Genomic DNA, 3531 nt, shown 5'->3' on the forward strand with positions numbered 1-3531 from the left:
TGCGCAACACTTTTGGGCAGCCCATCATCTACACGCGAAAAGACAACCAGCAATCTTTTCGTATCACAGCGATTTACGGCATTAAACATTCGGAATCGGACGCCGGTGGCAGAATCTCTACCACAATTGCAAGAAAGGAACTTGATCTTTGTATCAATGATATCGGGGGAATACCACCAAAACCTCAAGATAGTATTGTGGTCCTCTCTCCTGAAAACAACAAAGCCCCCTCTTCTCAAGAGCACTTCATTGTGATAGATGTCCAAGCTTCAGAATCCGGTATGTATAAGCTTATCTTGCGGGAGAAAAAACAATGAGGAACCTTTGTCTTGTGTGTTTCAAAATCAATAAGGCTGCCCAAGAACCCGGATTACTGCTGCAAACCTTGGATTTGGAATAGCACTAAATCGGTAATTCCATGGTGCGCCGGTACGGTGACTGATGTGACATCCTTGGTATGTTATAGTTACTGATGCAATCCTTGCCCAAGTAGTCCTTTCATTATCTTCAGGGCTTTCAAATACAATAGCTTGATTTGTTACTAAAAGACGTCCTAAAATTGGAGTATTTTCGCCAATATCAAAGGTAACGCGTTCTTGAACTCCCAACAGTTTTTCATTTTGTACTAAACGATAATCATATTCACTTGCGTCAAGTTCTTGAAACATTTCACATGCTTCCTCAAAATTAGAGGGAGGAATATCTGATTGCCACAGAGCAACTTCTTGCTCAAAGCTTTTTTCCTTTTTTGTCTCACGATAGGCAATAATAACAAAAATTAAAACAATAAAAATGGGTACTAATAACCATGGCGTAATAGTTACTGTTACCACAATGCCTCCAATCAGTAGAGCACAAAGAAGAACGATCTGTACCCTCTTTTCTAACCGTTTTTTTTCAAGTTCCGGCGACATTTTATTAACAACTGATAAATCAGAAGAAGGATGGATATGCGGGGGAGGCATTAAAACCTGCTCTGAAACTTTTTCTTTAAAACGTTTGTTGCGTTTATCTTGCCAATGAACAAAAATAGACAATGCAATAAATGCAAAGAAAATTAACCTGAACCATCCCCAAAAACCTAGACCATCATTTTCGTCTGACTTTTTATCTTGAACATGGATACTTTGCTTATCAGTATTCTCAGGTAGTGCCTTTGTCACGCTTTCATTTTGAGTAGCAACATCTATTAATAAAGTCGAGGAGGAGGAAAAAATTTCATTATTGTACGCAACTTGACCTGGTTTGATTTTGTGAAAAAAAAACGCACCTAATATTGCAGAGCCGAGAAATAATAAGACTCCAATGCCAAGGGTTTTCAATCCATTTTTGCACCATTTTTTTATACACACTAAAACAAGTCCGACAACCATCACCGGTAACGACAACAAACATACGATCATCGCAATTGTATCAAGTATGTCGAGCATTATTGTCCCCTCCACTATAAATAAAAAACTAAGCTGGAAAATCTAAAGTGAGTCGACAAATAAAGTAAATATGTGCTTATGATTTTTAGAAAAAAGTGATATTATTATAGGAGTATGAATAATCGAAACAGGAACCTAACGAACACCTTAAATACTAAGCAGATAAGCTACCGAGATAGTTTATTTTCGCACATTAAAGGCTTTGACTCATTGTATGTTACTCGCATATAGTGATTTTGTGGGGTGTGGTTATGCTATAACACACCTTCATAGGAAAGCATAACGACGGACTTACTACCGTGTTTTTCAGTGCTCGGCACTTTCTAATTAAAGAGTCAATGAAAAACGTCTAAGTAGTAAGGAGTTCACCATGAATACTCTATAGAAATTAAAGAACAAACTATTGGCCAAGTAAACAGTTCAAACTGTTAACGCACGTGAATTATATTGCGTTTTTGGAAATAAAGTCTGAATTTAGAAAACGGTGGAAAAGAAAAAGAATACCACATTACATTAGACATGGCTAAACATCTTTCGATTATAGAGCGTAATGACAAAGGGCATGAGGCACGTCAATACTTTAACAAATGTGAACGGCTTTTGAAACAAGTAACAACATCACAAGTTGACTACTCTAAACCCGAGGCATTGCTTGGTGTTTTGAATCATCTACAAAGCCAAATCGAGCAAAAGGATAACACCATTGCTGAATTAGCACCAAAAGCAGAGGCTTTGGAAGGTCTAAAACGCTCTGATGGTTTATTCGGTCTTATTGAAGCAGCAAAGATGTTGGAAGTACGACCAAAGGATTTGACCGATTATTTGCGTAAACATGATTGGGTGTATCGACGGGCTCCAGGGGCGCCTTTGTTACCTTATCAGGATAAGATCAAGAAAGGATTCATGGATTGTCCCGCTATTACCATTCAAAGACCGGATGGTACAGAAAAGGTGCTCCCTTCAACGAAAATCACATCTAGAGGATTGGCATGTTTGAGAGAACAAATCTTTGGGGGTGTGCAATGAAAATAGATACCAACTTCTTATGCGATTTGTGGATGGCATTATCTCAATTTTCTAATGATGAAAATGTGAGCGACAAAGATTGTAGTGCTCTGGTTCAAACTATGAATGCAATAGAAAATGTTCTAGTTTTAAAGCTTCAAGATGACGTGCCCAATATTACAAAAATCTTGGCAATTTTGACAGATTTTGGAGCTTCAGAACTTCCACATCGTATGGATTCTTTGTTGCGAACTTATGAACCAAATTTAGACAACCCCATTAAAAAGGTTGCTTAATTAAAAACACAACTCCCCTCCCTATCGTTAAAGGTGGGGAGTGGTTAAACCCTACATTCAAATTTATTGATTTTGGCAAATTCGTCTGCTTTTTCAGTTTGTAATATACTAACGTCATAAGCAGCTTGCATGTTAAGCCAAAATTCAGCAGTAGTATCAAAAAAATAGGCTAATCTGAGAGCTGTATCGGGAGTCACTGGACTATTTTCAGCAACAATACGTTCTATTCTCGTGCGTGGAACATTTAATGCTTTTGCAAGAGCATAAGCAGAGAGAGCATATTCTTTTAAATATTCCTCTCGTAAAATTTCTCCGGGATGAATAGCAATATAATTTTTCATCTCGACCTCCTACAGATCAATGATAATCTACGATTTCAACTTCATAGGCGCCATTAGAGCGCCATTCAAAACAAATACGAAACTGGTCATTAATACGGATAGAATATTGACCTTTACGCTCTCCTTTCAATGCTTCTAGACGATTTCCCGGAGGACTGCGCAAATCTTTGAGATCAACTGCTTTATCGAGCATAAACAATTTTCTTTGGGCTATACGCACTAGAGTGGTGGGAAAGCCTCTGGACGGATTGCCTTCTAAAAGATCTTTACACCGCTTATCCGCAAAAGATTCAATCACCAAATCACCTTTATTCGTTCTTTTACGTATCATAACACGATACCAATATAAAGAAAAGGATAAATGTTAAATAACAGGAGCTCCCATGCATCCGAGAGAAACGATAAGGGAAAGCTTTGTTGCTTTGATAAAGGCAGCAAAGACGGCAGCTGGTGACAATG

5 protein-coding genes and 1 pseudogene are annotated in these 3531 nt (G+C 38.0%); 3 read left to right on the forward strand and 3 right to left on the reverse strand.

The window, feature by feature from the left end; translation table 11 throughout:
• The coding region (locus ACFIMA_RS09170) for a hypothetical protein (protein ID WP_375693398.1) at positions 1-317 on the forward strand (317 nt) is incomplete at its 5' end.
• 27 nt (positions 318-344) lie between these two features.
• On the opposite strand, the gene ACFIMA_RS09175 is transcribed toward ACFIMA_RS09170, so the two are convergent.
• Positions 345-1430, reverse strand: a complete 1086-nt coding sequence (locus ACFIMA_RS09175) for a hypothetical protein (RefSeq protein WP_375693399.1) — start codon at positions 1428-1430, stop codon at positions 345-347.
• Positions 1431-1811: 381 nt separating this feature from the next.
• On the opposite strand from ACFIMA_RS09175, the pseudogene ACFIMA_RS09180 reads away from it, so the two are divergent.
• Positions 1812-2456 (forward strand): annotated as a pseudogene (locus ACFIMA_RS09180) (phage antirepressor KilAC domain-containing protein).
• Positions 2453-2731: a hypothetical protein gene (locus ACFIMA_RS09185; protein ID WP_375620501.1), complete on the forward strand. Its 279-nt coding sequence runs from the start codon at positions 2453-2455 to the stop codon at positions 2729-2731. Before ACFIMA_RS09180 ends, ACFIMA_RS09185 begins: the two are co-directional and overlap by 4 nt.
• A gap of 44 nt (positions 2732-2775) precedes the next feature.
• On the opposite strand, the gene ACFIMA_RS09190 is transcribed toward ACFIMA_RS09185, so the two are convergent.
• Together ACFIMA_RS09190 and ACFIMA_RS09195 are read right to left on the reverse strand one after the other, a co-directional pair.
• Positions 2776-3072 (reverse strand): HigA family addiction module antitoxin, encoded by a 297-nt coding sequence (locus tag ACFIMA_RS09190; protein ID WP_004861504.1) that lies wholly within the window; start codon positions 3070-3072, stop codon positions 2776-2778.
• 16 nt (positions 3073-3088) lie between these two features.
• Positions 3089-3403, reverse strand: coding sequence for a type II toxin-antitoxin system RelE/ParE family toxin (locus ACFIMA_RS09195; protein ID WP_375693400.1), 315 nt, complete (start codon positions 3401-3403; stop codon positions 3089-3091).
• Positions 3404-3531 lie beyond the last annotated feature (128 nt).

Source organism: Bartonella sp. AP88HLJMH (assembly GCF_042195605.1).
Classification (GTDB): Bacteria; Pseudomonadota; Alphaproteobacteria; order Rhizobiales; family Rhizobiaceae; genus Bartonella.